The sequence below is a fragment of the uncultured Methylibium sp. genome, assembly GCF_902826655.1.
Lineage (GTDB): Bacteria > Pseudomonadota > Gammaproteobacteria > Burkholderiales > Burkholderiaceae_C > Methylibium.
Map to the genome: position 1 here is coordinate 114,056 of NZ_CADEFR010000005.1, position 16,962 is coordinate 131,017.

Annotated in this window: 16 protein-coding genes; 13 read left to right on the forward strand and 3 right to left on the reverse strand. The window is 70.3% G+C overall.

The genetic code is table 11. From position 1 onward, the window contains the following. Positions 1-11 precede the first annotated feature (11 nt). Genes QZV97_RS04355 through dmeF form a run of 7 tightly spaced genes read left to right on the forward strand, consistent with a single transcriptional unit; the run spans position 12 to position 4,571 of the window. Positions 12-1,424, forward strand: a complete 1,413-nt coding sequence (locus QZV97_RS04355; RefSeq protein ID WP_295638994.1) for a copper oxidase — start codon at positions 12-14, stop codon at positions 1,422-1,424. After that, complete coding sequence (locus QZV97_RS04360; RefSeq protein ID WP_295638998.1) at positions 1,411-1,917, forward strand: cupredoxin family protein; 507 nt, start codon at positions 1,411-1,413, stop codon at positions 1,915-1,917. Before QZV97_RS04355 ends, QZV97_RS04360 begins: the two co-directional genes overlap by 14 nt. 5 nt (positions 1,918-1,922) lie before the next feature. Next, positions 1,923-2,222 carry a copper-binding protein gene (locus QZV97_RS04365; RefSeq protein ID WP_295639001.1) on the forward strand — a complete coding sequence of 100 codons (300 nt, stop codon included), beginning with the start codon at positions 1,923-1,925 and terminating at the stop codon, positions 2,220-2,222. After that, entirely contained in the window at positions 2,219-2,857 is a 639-nt protein-coding gene (locus tag QZV97_RS04370) for a hypothetical protein (protein ID WP_295639004.1), read from the forward strand. Before QZV97_RS04365 ends, QZV97_RS04370 begins: the two co-directional genes overlap by 4 nt. Before the next feature lie 13 nt (positions 2,858-2,870). Further along, the gene (locus QZV97_RS04375) at positions 2,871-3,194 is read left to right on the forward strand and encodes a heavy metal-associated domain-containing protein (protein ID WP_295639007.1); all 324 of its coding nucleotides are present in this window, start codon (positions 2,871-2,873) and stop codon (positions 3,192-3,194) included. Further along, on the forward strand, positions 3,191-3,586 hold the full coding sequence (locus QZV97_RS04380) for a hypothetical protein (RefSeq protein WP_295639011.1): 396 nt from the start codon (positions 3,191-3,193) through the stop codon (positions 3,584-3,586). The genes QZV97_RS04375 and QZV97_RS04380 overlap by 4 nt, the downstream gene beginning before the upstream one ends. A gap of 10 nt (positions 3,587-3,596) precedes the next feature. Beyond that, the gene (gene dmeF, locus QZV97_RS04385) at positions 3,597-4,571 is read left to right on the forward strand and encodes a CDF family Co(II)/Ni(II) efflux transporter DmeF (RefSeq protein ID WP_295639014.1); all 975 of its coding nucleotides are present in this window, start codon (positions 3,597-3,599) and stop codon (positions 4,569-4,571) included. A 58-nt stretch (positions 4,572-4,629) separates the two neighbouring features. Here dmeF and QZV97_RS04390 read toward each other — a convergent pair whose 3' ends face one another. Then, positions 4,630-6,636 (reverse strand): SDR family oxidoreductase, encoded by a 2,007-nt coding sequence (locus tag QZV97_RS04390; protein ID WP_295639017.1) that lies wholly within the window; start codon positions 6,634-6,636, stop codon positions 4,630-4,632. A gap of 227 nt (positions 6,637-6,863) precedes the next feature. Between QZV97_RS04390 and QZV97_RS04395 the strand changes: the two genes are divergently transcribed. The 4 genes from QZV97_RS04395 (at position 6,864) to QZV97_RS04410 (ending at position 13,130) form a co-directional block, all read left to right on the forward strand. Beyond that, positions 6,864-7,394, forward strand: coding sequence for a phasin family protein (locus QZV97_RS04395; RefSeq protein WP_295639020.1), 531 nt, complete (start codon positions 6,864-6,866; stop codon positions 7,392-7,394). 64 nt (positions 7,395-7,458) lie between these two features. Further along, entirely contained in the window at positions 7,459-8,652 is a 1,194-nt protein-coding gene (locus QZV97_RS04400; RefSeq protein WP_295639022.1) for a patatin-like phospholipase family protein, read from the forward strand. 96 nt (positions 8,653-8,748) lie between these two features. Further along, entirely contained in the window at positions 8,749-9,843 is a 1,095-nt protein-coding gene (gene ychF / locus QZV97_RS04405; protein WP_295639025.1) for a redox-regulated ATPase YchF, read from the forward strand. 56 nt (positions 9,844-9,899) lie between these two features. Then, the gene (locus tag QZV97_RS04410; protein WP_295639029.1) at positions 9,900-13,130 is read left to right on the forward strand and encodes a CHASE domain-containing protein; all 3,231 of its coding nucleotides are present in this window, start codon (positions 9,900-9,902) and stop codon (positions 13,128-13,130) included. Here QZV97_RS04410 and QZV97_RS04415 read toward each other — a convergent pair. Beyond that, positions 13,127-14,521: a sensor histidine kinase gene (locus tag QZV97_RS04415; protein WP_295639032.1), complete on the reverse strand. Its 1,395-nt coding sequence runs from the start codon at positions 14,519-14,521 to the stop codon at positions 13,127-13,129. The two genes, QZV97_RS04410 and QZV97_RS04415, sit on opposite strands and share 4 nt — an antisense overlap. Continuing rightward, entirely contained in the window at positions 14,521-15,252 is a 732-nt protein-coding gene (locus QZV97_RS04420; RefSeq protein WP_295639035.1) for a response regulator transcription factor, read from the reverse strand. The genes QZV97_RS04415 and QZV97_RS04420 overlap by 1 nt, the downstream gene beginning before the upstream one ends. 275 nt (positions 15,253-15,527) lie before the next feature. Between QZV97_RS04420 and QZV97_RS04425 the strand changes: the two genes are divergently transcribed. Together QZV97_RS04425 and QZV97_RS04430 are read left to right on the forward strand one after the other, a co-directional pair. Further along, the gene (locus tag QZV97_RS04425) at positions 15,528-16,031 is read left to right on the forward strand and encodes a chemotaxis protein CheW (protein WP_295639038.1); all 504 of its coding nucleotides are present in this window, start codon (positions 15,528-15,530) and stop codon (positions 16,029-16,031) included. A 50-nt stretch (positions 16,032-16,081) separates the two neighbouring features. Beyond that, positions 16,082-16,962, forward strand: an 881-nt coding sequence (locus tag QZV97_RS04430) for a methyl-accepting chemotaxis protein (RefSeq protein ID WP_295639041.1), incomplete at its 3' end; no start/stop codon positions are given.

Consider the following 16,962-nt stretch of genomic DNA (forward strand, 5'->3'; position numbering starts at 1 on the left):
AGGACATTCCCATGCTCTCCAGACGCTCCCTCCTCGCCGCCGGCAGCGCCCTCGGCGCCACGGCCGTCAGCCAGCACGCCATGGCGGCGCTGCCCGAGCCGGTGACGCAGGCTTCATCCGACACGATGCCGCCGCTGCTGCCCGCCACCGGCCGCCCCTACAACCCCGTCGTCACGCTCAACGGCTGGACCCTGCCCTGGCGCATGAACAACGGCGTCAAGGAGTTCCACCTCGTCGCCGAGCCGGTGGTGCGCGAGATGGCGCCCGGCTTCAAGGCGCACCTGTGGGGCTACAACGGCCAGAGCCCGGGGCCGACGATCGAGGTCGTCGAAGGCGACCGCGTCCGGCTCTTCGTCACCAACAAGCTCCCCGAGCACACCACCATCCACTGGCACGGCCAGCGCCTGCCCAACGGCATGGATGGGGTCGGCGGCCTCAACCAGCCCACCATCCAGCCCGGCAAGACCTTCGTCTACGAGTTCGTCGCGCGCCGACCCGGAACCTTCATGTACCACCCGCATGCCGACGAGATGGTGCAGATGGCGATGGGCATGATGGGCTTCTGGGTGACGCACCCACGGCAGAAGCATCCGCTGATCGACACGGTAGACCGCGACTTCTGCTTCCTGCTCAACGCCTACGACATCGAGCCCGGCGCCTACACGCCGAAGATCATGACCATGCTCGACTTCAATCTCTGGAGCTGGAACAGCCGCGTGTTCCCGGGCATCGACACGCTCAACGTGAGGAAGAACGACAAGGTTCGCATCCGCATCGGCAACCTGACGATGACCAACCACCCGATCCACCTGCATGGCCACGAGTTCCAGGTCACCGGCACCGACGGCGGGCCGACGCCGAAGTCGGCCCGATGGCACGAGGTGACGACCGACGTGGCCGTCGGCCAGATGCGCCAGATCGAGTTCCTGGCCGACGAGGAAGGCGACTGGGCCTTCCACTGCCACAAGAGCCACCACACGATGAACGCGATGGGCCACGGCGTGCCGACCATGATCGGCGTGGATCATCGCGAGGTCGCGCGCAAGATCACCGGCCTGGTGCCCGACTACATGGTGATGGGCGAGCGCGGCATGGCCGACATGGCGGAGATGCAGATGCCCCTGCCCGACAACACCGCGCCGATGATGACGGGCGAGGGCCCGTTCGGATCGGTCGAGATGGGCGGCATGTTCACGATGCTCAAGGTGCGGCGCGAGCAGAAGCCGGGCGACTATTCGGACCCGGGCTGGTTCCGCCACCCGCCGGGCAGCGTCGCTCGCGAGTGGACCGGCGCGCTGGCCGAGCCGGCGCGCTTCAAGGCCGAGGGCGGGGGCGCCATGCCGGCGCGCCACATGCCCGCCGGTGACGTCGAGGTGCAGGTGCGCAAGCCCAAGGGACACGGAGGCGGCCATGCGGGGCATTGAGTTCTTGCTGGCGGCGGTGATGCTGTGCGCCGGCACGGGCGCGCTGGCCCACGGCGACGCCGCTCACGGCGGCCAGCCGCCCGCCGCAGTCGCGAAGGAGCAGAAGCCCTGGGGCATCGCCGGCGACGCCAAGGCCGTGCGGCGCACGATCCGCATCCGCATGAGCGACGACATGCGCTTCACGCCCGACCGCATCGACGTGCGCGAGGGCGAGACCGTGCGCCTGTCGCTCGTCAACGCCGGCCGCATGCTGCACGAGCTGGTGATCGGCACGAAGCAGGAGCTCGACGCGCACGCCGCGCTGATGCTCAGGTTCCCGGACATGCAGCACGACGAAGCCTACATGGCCCACGTCCCCGCCGGCCGGCGCGGCGAGATCGTGTGGACCTTCAACCGCGCCGGCGAGTTCGACTTTGCCTGCCTCATTGCCGGCCACTACCAGGCCGGCATGGTCGGCAGGATCGTCGTGACGCCGAGCAAGACCAAGGAGTGAACGCAATGATGAACACCGTCAAGACGATCCGCATCGCCCTCGCCGCTCTGCTGGCCACCGGCGCCACCCTGGCGCCGGCGCAGACGCCGACCGAAGGCGAGGTGCGCAAGATCGACACCGCACAGAACAGGATCACGCTCAAGCACGGTGAGATCAGGAACCTCGACATGCCACCGATGAGCATGGTCTTCAACGTCAAGGACCCGGCGCTGCTGGCCAAGGTCAAGCCCGGCGACAAGGTGCGCTTCACGGCCGAGAAGATCGGCGGCGCCTACACGGTGACCAGCCTGGAGCTCGCCAGGTGAAGCGGCTGGTCGCCCTGGCGATGCTGCTGGCCGGCTGCGGCGTCGCCGGCGCCGCGCCGATGGGCTTCCAGGGCAGCCAGATGGCCATGGGCGACTTCGGCCCGAACTGGCGCGAAGCCTGGGTCAACCACGCCTACACCGCGCGCGATGCGGTCGGCGCGGGCGGCCTCTTCATGCGCTCCGACGACAAGCGCACGACGCGCGACGTCGCCGAGCTGACCTACACGCGCCTCGTCGCCCGCTGGAACCTGCCGCATGCGCAGGCCAACGTCTGGTTCGTCGGTGGCGTCGGCGGCATCCGCGGCAACGACTTCGCCGGCACCCGCACGCTGTGGGCGCCGGGCTTCCAGCTCGACTACGAGACGACGCGCGTCTATGTCGCGGCCTTCGGGCGGCTGTACCGGGCCGACGGCATCAAGCATGACTACGGCGCGGTGCGCGCGGGGTTCTCGTTCCACGAAGTCGAGTACGAGGAGACCCAGCCCTGGTTCATCGTCGAGGCGCGGCGCATGCGCGGCCTGTCCGAGCAGATCGAGATCACGCCGATGCTGCGGCTGATCAACAAGGGCTACTTCATCGAGGCGGGCGTCAACACCGACAAGCAGGCCCGCTTCAACTTCATGTACATCTTCTAGAAGGAGCGACACCATGAGAAACGCACTGATCCTCGCCGCCGGCCTGCTGGCCTTGTCCGCCCAGGCTGCCACCACCACCAAGCTCACCGTCAACGGCATGGTCTGCGCCTTCTGCGCCCAGGGCATCGAGAAGAAGCTGAGCGCGATGCCGCAGACGCGCGCGGTCTACGTGAACCTCGGCGACAAGATCGTCGCCGTCGAGGCGAAGGAAGGCCAGACCCTCGACGTCGACAAGGTGCGCGCCGAGGTCAAGGACGCCGGCTACGACGTGGTCAAGGTCGAGACCGTCGGCGAGTCGGTCGACCAGCTGCGCGCCGCGGCAAAGGCGCGCAAGTGAGCGAACCGCTCGCGCCGGCCACTGGCGTCTGGAGCTCGCTCGCGGCCCTGTTCGCCAGCAGCGGCACGCTGGTCTGCTGCGCGCTGCCGGCCCTGCTGGTGTCGCTGGGGGCCGGCGCGGCCCTGTCGTCGCTGGTCGCAGCCGTGCCGCAGCTGGTCTGGCTCAGCGAGCACAAGACGGCCGTGTTCGGCTTTGCCGGCGCGATGCTGCTGGCTGCCGGTGCGCTGCAGTGGCGCGGCCGACGCGCGCCCTGCCCGGTCGACCCGGCGCGGCGCGCCGCCTGCCTGCGGACGCGGGCGTGGAGCCGGCGTGTCTACCTGACCTCGGTCGCGCTGTTCATGATCGGTGGCTTCTTCGCCTTCGTGCTGCCGTGGTGGTCGGCGCACGGCTAAGCTGTCGGCGATGCACATCCACGACCTGAGCCCCTGGCAGCACCGCCACGACTACGGCGCCGACCGCAGCCGCGCCGAGCGCCGCACGCGCTGGGTGATCGCGATCACGCTGGCGATGATGGTGGTCGAGATCGGCGCCGGCTGGTGGTGGCAGTCGATGGCGCTGCTGGCCGACGGCTGGCACATGGGCACGCACGCGGCAGCCATCGGCGTGGCCGCGGTCAGCTACTGGCTGACGCGGCGCTGGACCGGCGACGCCCGCTTCTCGCTCGGCCCCTGGAAGGTCGAGGTGCTGGGGGCCTACACCAGCGCCGTGCTGCTGGGCGTGGTCGCCATCGGTATCGCGGCCGAGTCGGCGTTGCGACTGTGGTCGCCGCGCGCGGTCGCCTACGACGAGTCGCTGGCCGTGGCCGTGGTCGGCCTGGTCGTCAACATGCTCTGCGCGCGTCTGCTGCATGCGGGGCCGCAGGGGCACCACCATGACCATGACCACCACGATCACACGCACGGGCATGCCCACGGCGACGACCTGAACCTGAAGGCCGCCTACCTGCACGTGCTGGCCGACGCCGCCACCTCGGTGCTGGCGATCGGCGCCCTGCTGGCCGGCAAGCTGGCCGGCTGGGGCTGGCTGGACCCGGCCGTCGGCCTGCTGGGCGCCGCGATGATCGCCTGGTGGTCGGCCGGCCTGCTGCGCCAGACCTCGAAGATCCTGCTCGACCGCGAGATGGACGATCCGCTGGCCGACGAGGTGCGAGGTCGCCTCGAGTCGGACGGTGACGCCCGCGTCGCCGACCTGCACCTCTGGCGTGTCGGCGATGCGCGCTTCGCGGTACAGGCGACGCTGGTCGCGGACCAGCCGCTGTCGGCCGACCTCTACCGCGAGCGCCTGCACGGCATGCCGGCCATCGCCCACGTGTCGCTCGAGATCAACCGCTGCCGCGGCGAAGCCCACGACGCCGGGCACGGCCACCGCGCGCGTTGAGCGGCCGCAGGTCCGCTCGAACGCGCGCAGACGGAGCCCGCGTACCCGCGGCGCTCCGTCAGAAATGGATGCCGCGCATCATCTGCTGCAGTGCCACCGCCTCGGCCGACAGCTGCGGCTTGCCGCCCTTCTCGCCCTTGGCCGCATCGCTGTCCGGGAACATCCGGAAGCTCGTGTTCATGACGATCTGCGCGATGCGCGGCGCGAAGGCGTGCAGCACCTGGCCGGTGATGCCCAGGCGCGTGGCGATGCGCACCGGCTTGTAGACGCAGGCCTGCGCGATCATGTCGGCCGCCTCCTCGGGCGCCAGCGTCGGCACGTTGTTGTAGATCTTGGTCGGCGCGATCATCGGCGTGCGCACCAGCGGCATGTTGATGGTCGTGAAGCTGATGCCGACGTCGGCGTACTCGCTCGACGCGCAACGTGTCCACGCATCCAGCGCGGCCTTGCTGGCGACGTAGGCGCTGAAACGCGGCGCATTCGTCAGCACGCCGATCGAGCTGATGTTGACGACATGGCCCTTCTTGCGGGCCACCATCCCGGGCAACACGCCCATGGTCACGCGCAGGCAGCCGAAGTAGTTGAGGTCCATCGTCCGCTGGAAGTCGTGAAAGCGCTCGTAGCTGTTCTCGATCGCGCGGCGGATCGAGCGCCCGGCGTTGTTGATCAGGAAGTCGACGCCGCCGTGGTCGGCCGTCAGCTGGTCGATGAAGGCCTTGCAGCCGGCCTCGTCGGCGATGTCGACCGAGTAGCTGTGGACGTTGGCGCTCTTGCCCGCAAAGGCCTTGATCTCCTTGACGGCCTCGTCCAGCTTGTCGGCGTCGCGGGCGCAGATGATGGTGATCGCGCCGGCCTCGGCGAACTTCATCGCCGCCGCCAGGCCGATGCCTGAACTGCCGCCGGTGACAAGCACCACCTTGCCGCCGACCGTGCCCTTGAGCGAACGGTCGATGAAGAGGTCGGGGTCGAGGTGGCGCTCCCAGTAGTCCCACAGGCGCCAGGCGTAGTCCTTGAGGTTGGGGCAGGCGATGCCGCTGCCCTTCAGCGCGGCGGTCGTGTCGCGGCAGTCGTAGCGCGTCGGGAAGTTGATGAAGGTGAACATGTCGTCGGGCAGGCCGAGGTCCTTCATCACCGCGGCGCGCACGCGGCGCACCGGCGCCACCGCCATCAGGCCCTTCTTCACGCTCTTGGGGATGAAGCCCAGCAGCGCCGCGTTGATGAACAGGTTCATCTTCGGCGCGTGCGCGGCCTTGCTGAAGATGTCCAGCACGTCGCCGACGCGGTAGCCCTCGGGGTCGACGAGGTGGAAGCACTTGCCCTTCAGGTCGAGCTTCGCGTGGCTGATGTGGTCCAGCGCCGCCACGACGAAGTCCACGGGCACGATGTTGATGCGCCCGCCCTCGAGACCCACGCTGGGCATCCACGGCGGCAGGATCTGCCGCATGCGCTGGATCAGCTTGAAGAAGTAGTAGGGCCCGTCGATCTTGTCCATCTCGCCGGTGGTCGAGTCGCCGACCACCATCGCCGGGCGGAACACGGTCCACGGGAGCTTGCACTCCTTGCGCACGATCTTCTCGGACTCGTGCTTGGTCATGAAGTACGGGTGGTCCAGGCCCTCGGCCTCGTCGAACATGTCCTCGCGGAACACGCCCTCGTAGAGCCCGGCCGCCGCGATCGACGACACGTGGTGGAAGTGCCCGGCGCCGATGGCCTGCGCGAACTCGACCGCGTTGCGCGTGCCTTCGATGTTGACCTGGACCTGCGACTCCTCGTCGGCCGACAGGTCGTAGACCGCCGCCAGGTGATAGACCGCATCGATGCTGCCCTTGTGCGCCTTGATGTCGTCGGCGGCGACGCCGAGCTTCTTGGCGGTCAGGTCGCCGAAGACCGGGATTGCACGGCTCCGGGCGGAGCCCTGCAGGCCCCAGTAGTCCAGCAACTCGGGCAGCTTGCCCTCGCTCTCCCGACGCAGCAGGAAGTGCACGGTCGAGCCCTTGCGCCCGAGCAGCGTCTTGACGAGGCGCTTGCCGATGAAGCCGGTCGCGCCGGTGACGAAATACTGCATGCAGTTCTCCTTGCTGTGTTCCCTCGATGAGCGCTTCGATTCTTGTCCAAGGCAGCCGCCGCGCAGGGCCGCGCCTTGCTCGGTACTTTCCCGAGGCGCGCGTCGCGCCACACATAGGGAAACGACCCTAAGCTTTTAGGGCGCCGCTTCTAGGAAGCGGCTCCTATAGTGGCTCGCAAGGCCGCTTCGCAGGGGAGCGCCACCCGACCCTTTGAAGGAAGACACCCATGGTCAAGAAGCTGCAGAAACTCGCCGACAAGAAGAGCTCCGCCGGCGCCCCGTCGATGGCCCAGCTGTTCGACAGCGAGCTGGCCGGTTCGATCAAGGGCTCCGCCGCGCAGATCTGGCAAGCCGGTCTGGGCGCGTTCGCCAAGGCCCAGGGCGAAGGCAGCAAGGTCTTCGACGCCCTGGTCAAGGAAGGCATGTCCATCCAGCGCAAGACCCAGGCCGTCGCCGAAGAGAAGTTCGGCGAGGTGAGCGGCAAGATGACCAAGCTGTCCGAGGACGTCCAGTCCAAGGCCGGCCAGCAGTGGGACAAGCTCGAGAGCATCTTCGAGGAGCGCGTCGCCAAGGCGCTGGGCAAGCTGGGCGTGCCGTCCAGCAAGGACGTCTCGGCCCTGATCGCTCGCATCGACACGCTGCAGGCCAGCGTGGCCAGGCTGTCCAAGGCCCCGGCCGCCAAGAAGGCTGCCAGCAAGGCCGCGCCGGTGAAGGCCGCGACCAAGCGCGCCGCGCCGCGCAAGCGCGCTGCAGCCTGAGTTGGCCATCCGGCAGGGTTCCAGGGGCGCTGCGGCGCCCCTTTCCACGCGCTCCGCGGCGGCGGTGACGCCGCCGCGCGTCGGCGTGGCATTGGCAGGCGGCGGCCCCCTCGGCGCGATCTACGAGATCGGCGCGCTCTGTGCGCTCGAGGACGCGATCGCAGGCCTGCGTTTCGTCGACTGCCACGGCTACGTCGGCGTCTCGGCCGGCGGCTTCGTGGCGGCGGGGCTGGCCAACGGCATCGGTCCGCGCGAGCTGTGCCGCTCCTTCATCGAGAACGAAGGCCCGCCGATCGACGTCTTCGACCCGGCGATGCTGACGCGCCCGGCCTGGGGCGAGTACGCGAAGCGCCTGGCGCGACTGCCCGGCCTGGCGGCCGGCGCCACCGTGGCGTACGCGCTCGGTCTGGCGACCCGCGGCATGGTGCTCGACCGTCTGGGGCGTGCGGTGCCGACTGGACTGTTCTCCAACCGCACGGTGCACGAGCACCTGAGCCGCGTGTTCAGCGCACCCGGCCGCAGCAACGACTTCCGCGCGCTGCGGCGTCGCCTGGTGCTGGTGGCGGTCGACCTGGACAGCGGCGAAGCCACGCCCTTCGGCCTGCCGGGTCACGACGGCGTGCCGATCTCGCTGGCCGTGCAGGCGAGTGCCGCGCTGCCGGGGCTGTTTCCGCCGGTCGAGATCGACGGCCGTAGCTACGTAGACGGCGCTTTGCGCAAGACGCTGCACGCGTCGGTGCTCCTCGACGAAGGCCTGGATCTGCTGATCTGCCTGAACCCGCTGGTGCCCTACCGCGCGCCAGCCGACGGGCGCCATGGCCGACACGGCACCGCACCGGTTTCGCGGCTGGTCGACGGCGGCCTGCCGCAGGTGCTGAGCCAGACCTTCCGCGCCATCATCCGTTCGCGCATGGAACTCGGCATGCGCAACTACGAGAGCCTGTACCCGGGCACCGACATCCTGCTGTTCGAGCCCGACGAGCGCGATGCCAGCGTCTTCTTCACCAACCCCTTCAGCTACTCGCAGCGCCGCGCGATGGCCGAGCACGCCTACCAGGCGACCCGCACCCAGCTGCGCTCGCGCCGCGGCGAGCTGACAGCGAAGCTCGCGCGCCATGGCCTGGCCTTCGAGGCCACGCTCGACGACGAACGGCGCAGCCTGCTCGACCTGCGCCCGGCGGTGGCCGGCCGGGCGCTGCGGGCGCTGCGCCGGCTCGACGAGCTGCTGGACGACCTCGAGTCCCGGATCGCGGCCTGAGCCGCGCCGGGACAGGCCGGCCGTAAAATCGCGACCGTTCCGAGCCCTCGCGGCGCCTGCCGCACTGCCGGCCCGCCCCACCCCGAAAGTCCTGCCATGAGCCTCCAATGCGGCATCGTGGGCCTGCCCAATGTCGGCAAGTCCACCCTCTTCAACGCGCTGACGAAGGCCGGCATCGCGGCCGAGAACTATCCCTTCTGCACCATCGAACCCAACGTCGGCATCGTCGAGCTGCCCGATCCGCGGCTGCAGGCACTGGCGGCGATCGTCCAGCCCGAGAAGGTGGTGCCGGCGATCGTCGAGTTCGTCGACATCGCCGGCCTGGTGGCCGGTGCCAGCAAGGGCGAAGGCCTGGGCAACCAGTTCCTCGCCCACATCCGCGAAACCGACGCGATCGTCAACGTCGTGCGCTGCTTCGACGACGAGAACGTGATCCACGTCGCCGGCAAGGTCGATCCCATCGCCGACATCGAGGTCATCCAGACCGAGCTCTGCCTCGCCGACCTCGCCACGGTCGACAAGACGCTGCAGCGTTCGATCAAGGCCGCCAGGTCGGGCAACGACAAGGAGGCCGCGAAACTCGTCGACGTGCTGCAGAAGTGCCAGGCCGCGCTGAACGAGGCCCGGCCGGCGCGCAGCATCGCCTTCAGCAAGGAGGAGCTGGTCATCCTCAAGCCGCTGTGCCTGATCACGGCCAAGCCGGCGATGTTCGTCGGCAACGTCGACGAAGGCGGCTTCGAGAACAACCCGCACCTCGAGCGCCTGCGCGCCTACGCAGCGACGCAGAAGGCACCGGTGGTCGCGATCTGCGCCAAGACCGAGGCCGAGCTCGCCGACATGGCCGACGAGGACAAGCTGATGTTCCTGCAGGAGATGGGGCAGGACGAGCCCGGCCTCAACCGCCTGATCCGCGCCGCCTTCTCGCTGCTGGGCCTGCAGACCTACTTCACCGCCGGCGTGAAGGAAGTGCGCGCCTGGACCATCCACATCGGCGACACCGCGCCGCAGGCGGCCGGCGTGATCCACGGCGACTTCGAGCGCGGGTTCATCCGCGCCCAGACCATCGCCTACGAGGACTTCATCGCCTTCAAGGGCGAACAGGGGGCCAAGGAGGCCGGCAAGATGCGCGCCGAGGGCAAGGACTACATCGTCAAGGACGGCGACGTCCTGCACTTCCTGTTCAACGTCTGAGCATCGATCGGCCGCTGACGGCCGGTGTTAGGCTCCTCGACAGCCGACACCGCGACATGGCTGAACCCGCTGCCGCTGCCCACACCGACGCTCCGCCGCCGGGCGCCGTGTCCGCCGGTGCGCTGCTGCTCGTCGCCCTGGCCTATGCGCTGACGGGCTCGGCCGCGCTGCAGCTGGCGATCCCCCCGGGCTATGCCTCGCCGCTGTTCCCGCCTGCCGGGGTCGCGCTCGCCGCGGCGCTGGTGTTCGGATGGCGCGCCCTGCCGGCGGTGCTGCTGGGCAGCCTCGGCGTGCAGGCCGTGCGCTATGTCATCGCCGGGCCGGACGCCGCCGGGCCGAACGTGCTGCCGCTGGCCCTGGTGATCGCGCTCGGTGCCGCCGCCCAGGCGGGGGTCGGTGCCTGGCTGGCGCGGCGCGTCGAACGCGGACCGCTGACGCTGGACAGTCCGGCATCGATCGGGCGCCTCTTCGGCCTCGGCGGCATGCTCGCCTGCACCATCAATGCAACGACCGCCAGCCTCGCGCTGTGGCTGGCCGGTGCCATCGGCCCTGCGCAGCTGCCGTACACGTGGTGGACCTGGTGGGGCGGCGACGTGCTGGGCGTCGTCATCGCGACCCCGGTGATGCTGAGCTTCATCGGCCGCCCGCGCGCCGCCTGGCGCCCGCGTCGCAACACCGTGGCCCTGCCGCTGACGCTGGCGACGTTGCTGCTGGCCGCGGCGATCCTGCAGGTCACGCGCTGGGACGCACAGCGGGGCGCGGCGCGTTTCGAGCGCGACGCGCTCGGCGTGAGCCGCGGCGTCGAGTTGCGGCTCGGGGCCCACCTCGACGCCCTCGACGCGATGCACGGCATCTTCATCGCCTCGTCCAGCGTCGAGCCGGACGAGTTCCGCCGCGCCAGCGTGCCCTGGCTGCGCAAGCTGCCCAGCGTGCAGGCGCTGGGCTGGCACCAGCGCGTGCCCCGCGAGCAGGTCGCGGGCTTCGAAGCCCAGGTGCGCGACGGCGGCAACCGCGGCTTTCGCGTCTTCGAGCGCGACGCCAGCCTGACGGCGGCCGACAGCGAACTGCTGGTGATGCGTTTCGTGGAGCCGGCCAAGGGCAACGACAGCGCACTCGGCGTCAATGTGCTGTCGATCCGCGCCGCCCGCGAGGCGATCGCGCAGGCGCGCCAGGACGACGCGCCGGTCGCGACCTCGAGCTTTCGCCTGACGCAGGAGACGGGACAGCAGACCGGCGTCGTGGTCTACCGGGCGATCCACAGCGACGACGGCCCGCAGCGCCAGCTGGTCGGCCTGGTGTTCCTGACGCTGCGCATGGCGGATGCGCTCGGGGCCTTGATGGCCGGTGCGCCGAGCTACCTGGAGGCTTGCCTGGTCGACACCCAGGGCAGCACGCAGCCGGCCGTGCACCTCGCCGGCCCCGCGGGCTGCGAGGCGGCACCGGCCAACGGCGTTTTGCAGGAGCGCGTGGCGATGCCCTTCGCCGGCCGCGCCTGGGAGCTGCGCCTGACGGCACCGCACGGCGTGCCGGCCACCGTGGTCGGCCCGCTGGCCAGCGACAGTGCGACGACCTGGCTGTTCTCGATCACCGGGCTGGCGGCCACCGGCCTGATGGGCGTGCTGCTGCTGCTGGTGACCGGCCGGACACGACTCACCGAGGCCGCGGTGGGCGAGCGCACCGAGCAGCTCGAGCACGAGATCGCGGAGCGCCAGCTGACCGAGCAGGCGCTGCGCGTCAGCGAGCAACGCTTCCGCGGCATCTTCAACGCCGTGCCGATCGGCGTCGTCTACACGGACCTGCAGGGCCGCATCAAGCAACCCAACGCCGCCTATTGCGCGATGCTGGGCTACACCGAGGAGGAGCTGCTGAGCCTGTCGGTGACGAGCCTGACGCATCGCGATGACCGCACCGACGATCTGATTCTCAAGCGCGACCTCGTCGCCGGCCGCACGCCGCTGTACCGCCGCCGCAAGCGCTACATGACCAAGGCCGGGCAGCCGCTGTGGGTCAGCGTGACGATCAGCGTGCTGCGCGACGAGCGCGGCGAGCCGCACCGCCTGCTGGGGCTGGTCGAGGACATCTCCGAGCACCTGCGCCTCGAGGAGGCCGAGCGCGCGCGCGAGTCGGCCGAGAACGCGAACCGCGCCAAGGACGAGTTCCTGTCGCGCATGAGCCACGAGCTGCGCACGCCGCTGAATGCGATGCTCGGCTTCGCGCAGCTGCTCGACCTCGACCGCGGCGAGCCGCTGCACGAGCGCCATCGCCTGTGGGTCACGCAGATCCAGCAGGCCGGCTGGCATCTGCTGGAGATGATCAACGACGTGCTGGACCTGTCGCGCATCGAGTCCGGCACCCTCAACCTCCAGATCGAGCCGCTGGCGGTCGAGCCGCTGATCGCGGCGTCGATGGCGCTGGTCGAGCCGCAGGCGCAGGCGCGCGGCGTGACGCTGGTGCGCGCCATGGCGGACCACGCGCCCCTGCAGGTGATGGGCGACGTGACGCGCGTCAAGCAGATCCTGACGAACCTGCTGAGCAATGCCGTCAAGTACAACCGCGAAGGCGGCGAAGTGCGCGTGGCGACACGCGTCGGCAAGGCCGCCGACGACACGCCGGTGCTCGAGCTCGACGTGGTCGACACCGGAATGGGCATCGACGCCCAGCAGCTGTCGCAGCTGTTCCAGCCCTTCAACCGCCTGGGACGCGAGCGCAGCGCGACCGAGGGCACCGGCATCGGCCTCGTGATCGCCAAGCTGCTGGCCGAGCGGCAGGACGGCTCGCTCGACGTGCGCAGCGAGGTCGGCGTCGGCTCGACCTTCACGCTGCGCTTGCCGCTGGACACGCAGGCCAGCGACCTGGCCCCGGCCGAGCTGCCGGCGGCGACGGACGATCCGGCCTATCACCGACGCCAGGTGCTCTACATCGAGGACAACGAAACCAATGTGGAAGTGATGCGCGGCATCTTCAACCTGCGGCCGCAGGTGGAGTTCACGGTCGCCACGACCGGGCTCGACGGCCTGGCGGCGGTGCGCACCGCGCCGCCCGACCTGGTGCTGCTGGACATGAACCTCCCCGACATCGGCGGCATGGCCCTGCTGCAGCACCTGCAGGCCGATCCGCTGACCGCCGACATCCCGGTGGTCGTCGTCTCGGCCGACGCGCTGCCGGCGCAGATCGCCGCCACGCTGCGGGCCGGCGCGACGCGCTACCTCACCAAGCCGGTGGCCGTCGACGAGATGCTCGCCGTGCTGGACGAGCAGCTGTCGCAGATGACCACGCGCTTCGGCTAGCGTTCCTGCGCCGGGAACAGCACGCGCACGCGCAGCCCCGGGCTCTCGTCGACGTCGAGCAGGCTGACCGTGGCGCCGTGCGACTGCGCGATGTCGCGCACGATGGCCAGCCCCAGTCCGCTGCCGGTGCCGCTGGACCCGGGCAGGCGGTAGAAGCGCTCGAAGACCTGCTCGCGCCGCGTGGCGTCGATGCCGGGACCGTTGTCCTCGACCTCCAGCAGCGGGCGGGCCTCGCCCTCGCCGTCGATCTGCAGGCCGGTGCGCACCGTGATCCGCGCCGGACGCGCGGCGTCGCCGGTGCCGTACTCGAGCGCGTTGTGGATCAGGTTGGCCAGCAGCTCGCCCAGCAGGTGGCGGCGCCCGCGCACCGGTGCGGTGTCGAGCTGGAAGCCGAGATCCGCGCCGCGCTCCAGGGCGCGCGGCACCCAGTCCTGCGCGGCATCCTGCGCGATCGACTTGAGGTCGACGAGCTCCGGGCCCTTGGGGTCGTGGCTGCTGGCCTCGCTGCGCGCCAGTGCCAGCAGCTGATCGGCGACACGCGCGACCCGCTGGGCCGAGCGATGCAGCCGCAGCAGCGTCGCGTGGACCGCCGGTGGGTGGGCCTCGAGCAGCGCCAGCTCGGCCTCGGTGCGCAGCGCGGTCAGCGGCGTGCGCAGCTGGTGGGCCGCGTCCGCGATGAAGTGGCGCTGCCGCGCCGCGTCGCCGGCCACGCGCTGCAGCAGCTGGTCGACCGCATCGACCAGCGGCCGGAACTCGACCGGCACCTTGCCGCGCCGCAGCGGCCGCAGATCGTCGAGCGAGCGCTGCGCCAGCTGCTCGTTGACCGACAACAGCGGTCGCAGCGCCGCATGCGTGGCCAGCCAGATCGCCAGCGCGAACAGCAGCGTGAAGCCCACGCCGAGCGTCACGGTCAGCGTCACCGAGGCACGCCGCGCGGCGTCGCGCTTGCCCAGGGTCTCGGCAACGCGAACCTGGCACAGCTGGCGACCGCACTGCACCGCGTGCACGGCCATGCGCAGCGGCCGGCCGCCGACCTGCGCGGTCAGCGTGCGGCGCTCGCCGCGCCCCAGGGCCAGCGGCGGTTCCGCCAGCGGCGCGTCGCCGGCGATGCGCCGGCCGTCGGGTCCGAGCACGACGAAGTAGATCGTGTCGATGCTGGCGGTGGTGCGCAGCGACTGTTCGGTCTGCTCGTTCATGTCGAACTGCACCCGCCCGTCGACCGAATGGACCAGGTTGCCGATCGCGAGCGCCCAGTCGCTGAGCGAGACGTCGTAGGCCGCGTCGGTGTTGCGCAGCTGGCCGCGCAGGTCGAAGTAGACGCGCAGCGGAACGGTCAGCAGGATCAGCAGCGCCACCCAGAGCATCAGGGTGGCCTTGAGGCTGGACAGCATCAGCTCGCCGCGCCGGCGGCCGCGTCCACCTCTTCGACCAGGTAACCGAAGCCGCGCACCGCGCGGATGCGCAGGCCGGCCGGCTCGATCTTCGGCCGCAGCCGCGACACGTAGACCTCGACGGCGTTCTCGGACAGTGCATCGTCCCAGCCGCTGATGGCCTGGAGGATCTGCTCCTTCCCGACCACGTGACCGACGCGACCGAGCAGGTACTCGAGCACCGCCCACTCGCGCGCCGACAGCTCCAGCGGCTGATCGCCGATCCAGGCGCGCCGCGCATCGAGGTCCATGCGCAGCGTGCCCATCGCCAGCACGCTGCCCTGGCGCGCCTGATGGCGCCGCGTCAGCACCTTGACGCGCGCCACCAGCTCGGCCAGCGCGAAGGGCTTGACCAGGTAGTCGTCGGCGCCCATCTCGAGGCCGCGCACGCGGTCCTCGATGGCATCGCGCGCCGTGAGCATCAGCACCGGCAGCGTCGAACCCTGGTCGCGCACGCGCCGCAGCGTCTCGAAGCCGTCGATGCCGGTCAGGCCGATGTCCAGGATCAGCAGGTCATAGGGATCGGTCTTGACCGATCCGGGCACCGGCTCGCCGCGTGGCGTGTGGTCGACGGCCCAGCCCTGCGAGCGCAGCGCGCGGGCCGTCGATTCGGCCAGGGCCGGATCGTCTTCTGCCAGAAGGATGTGCATGGCGCTGGAGTCTTGCGCGACGGTCTTGGGACGCTGGCTCATGGTTTGCGGGCGAAAAGCTGCGACGCGGCAGCCACTGTAGCGCGCAGTCCTTCGTCCGCCGGTGTTCATGCTCGGCGACGCCGAAGGCTGCGCGCTGACGACCCGCTGACGCTGGATGGCCGCCGCGCTGACTGGTGCGACGTGGGCTGGGCCGGATTCACGGCGCTTTTCGTCGTTTGGCCGCCGCCGCCGGCTCGCAGAATTTCGCCGTGCGCAGGCCTTCGCCCGCAAGGGCGCACGCCTGCCCGTCCCTGTCCCGTCCCCCGGAGTCCACGATGAACGCTTCCTCCCTGGTCGGCGCCGCCGCCGCGACCGAACATCCGCGCGAGGTGCTGAGCTTTCGCCTCGGCGCCGAGGAGTACGGCATCGACATCCTCAAGGTGCAGGAGATCCGCAGCTACGAGGCGCCGACGCGCATCGCCCATGCACCGGCCTACCTGAAGGGCGTGATCAACCTGCGCGGCGTGATCGTGCCGGTGGTCGACCTGCGCCAGCGCTTCGGCGCGGCCGAGGCCGGCATCGACGGCTTCACGGTCACGATCGTGCTGCACCTGGGCCAGCGCACCGTCGGCGTCGTCGTCGACTCGGTCAGCGACGTGCTGGAGCTGGCCGCCGAGACCGTCAAGCCGGCGCCGGCCATCGCCTGTGCCATCGATGCGGCCTACATCACCGGACTGGCCAGCCTGTCCGAGCGCACGCTGATCCTGCTCGACATCCAGGCCTTGCTGAGCGCCGCCGACATGGGGCTGAGCGACATCGCCCTCGCTGCGGCGCACTGAACACCGTCGTCCCGTTCTCTTTGCCGTCTGCTCTCTCTACCGACACCGTCATGTTGAATCACTGGTCCTTCAAGCGCCGCGTCGCGGCATTGGTGTTCGCCGCGCTCGCCGGCCTGGTCGTCATGACCGCCACGTCGGCCGTGCGGACCAAGAACGAGATCGAGTCGGCACGCCGCGATGCGCTGCGCACGGCCGTCGAGTCGGCCTACAGCATCGCGGCCGGCTACCAGGCCCAGGCCCTGGCCGGCACGATGAGCACCGAGGCTGCACAGCAGGCCGCGACCGCAGCGATCAAGGCCTCGCGCTACGGCGGGCCCGAGGGCAAGTCCGACTACTTCTACGTGTTCGGCATGGATGGCGTCGGCGTCATGCACCCGATCAAGGCCGAGTGGACCGGCAAGCCGATGATGGATGCGATCAAGCACGGCCAGGGCCGCTCGCTGGTGCGCGACCTCGTCGACCAGCTCAAGGCCAGCCCGGACGGCCGCGCCTTCGTGCCGACCGAGTTCCCGCGGCCCGGCCAGACGACGCCGGTGCCCAAGCTGCAGTACGTGATGGAGCTCAAGGGCTGGAACTGGCTCGTCGGCTCCGGCCTCTACATGGACGATGTCGACGCCCAGGTGCGCCGGGCCCTGATGGGCGAGGCCCTGCTCGGCGTCGCGCTGCTGCTGGCGATCGGCGGCCTCGGGGCCCTGGTGGCGCGCAGCGTGCTGCGCCAGCTCGGCGGCGAGCCGGCCGAAGCCATGGCCGTCATGCAGGAGGTGGCCAACGGCAACCTCGCCATCGAACAACGCCCGCGTCCGGTCGGCAGCCTGATGGACGGTCTGCAGAAGATGACGGCCTCGCTGCGCGACACCGTGGGCCAGGTGCGCACCAGCACCGACAGCATCACCACCGCCAGCAGCGAGATCGCGACGGGCAACGCGGACCT